Annotated in this window: 1 protein-coding gene; it reads right to left on the bottom strand. The window is 46.6% G+C overall.

Annotation, left to right across the window (positions count from 1 at the left end; genetic code table 11):
- Window positions 1–54: 54 nt before the first annotated feature.
- Window positions 55–963 carry an IS5 family transposase gene (locus tag ACYP03_RS23820; protein ID WP_459782337.1) on the bottom strand — a complete coding sequence of 303 codons (909 nt, stop codon included), beginning with the start codon at window positions 961–963 and terminating at the stop codon, window positions 55–57.
- Between the last annotated feature and the right edge of the window lie 78 nt (window positions 964–1,041).

Raw genomic sequence — 1,041 nt, 5'->3', positions numbered from 1 at the left:
GGCGTTGTTGATCAAATCAGCTTGAGGATCAACGATGCCATATATGACCAGCAGTTAGCTTCTGACGGGCATACCTAGTCCTATGACTTTGTTTATAGCTTTAACATTCGCCATGATTTCACCCACTTGAGCGTTGTAACATCTCAAGCTCAGTTTACCGCTTGTGAGTCCTTTATATCGGGATATTGCAGTCTCAGATATTGAGCGATAGTGATAACCAGACTCGGCTTTCCATTCCGCTATTGCCCCATTTTTCAGCGCTGTTACGGCTTCGTTTCTGGGATGGCCATCTTCCCAAAGTGCTGCATTCTTTCGAGGTGGTATTAACGGGGTACAACCTTTCTTTTTCAGAGTCTCGTGGCAATTTTTGGTGTCATATGCACCATCGGCAGATACGGCAATGACCTTTCTGCGTAGTGGGTTGAGCAACGTAGGTAGCACTTCGCTATCGCCAACATTGACAAGGCTGACTTCCGCACTAATCGCTTCGTGAGTATCCACATCAATAGCTAAGTGCAGTTTGCGCCATGTTCTGCGTTTTTCTGCCCCATGCTTTTTCACTTTCCATTCACCCTCACCAAAGACTTTTAGGCCAGTCGAGTCAATGGCGATATGGCGGATAGCCCCTCTAGATTTATTGCGATATTTGACCTGAACAGTCTTCGAGCGTTTACTGATACAGGTGTAGTCAGGGGATGTCAGAGGAACATCCAATAGCTTGAAGATCGAGTCGATAAAGCCTTGCAGTGCACGTAATGGCAGAGAGAAGATCCCCTTAATCATCAAGGCCGTTTCAATCGCGGTATCAGAGTACTGGAAGCCTCTACCACGCTTACCATGATGGGCTTTGCATTGCCATGCATCTATGGCTGAGTCATCTATCCAGAACGTAACAGAACCACGTTTACACAGAGCCTTATTGTACTCCGCCCAGTTAGTTATCTTCTTTTTCGCCTTACCCATGTTACCACCGCACTTACCATCACAAGGGATCAGATCGCAGGACTTGGAAAAGGTTCAACTGATTTAGGCAACAACGCC

This window comes from Photobacterium sp. R1 (genome assembly GCF_054600795.1).
This window is presented reverse-complemented; position numbering and strand designations above follow the sequence as displayed.

Coding starts and splice junctions, on each gene's coding strand:
- ACYP03_RS23820 (WP_459782337.1), bottom strand. CDS start 963: ATGGGTAAGGCGAAAAAGAAGATAACTAACTGGGCGGAGTACAATAAG.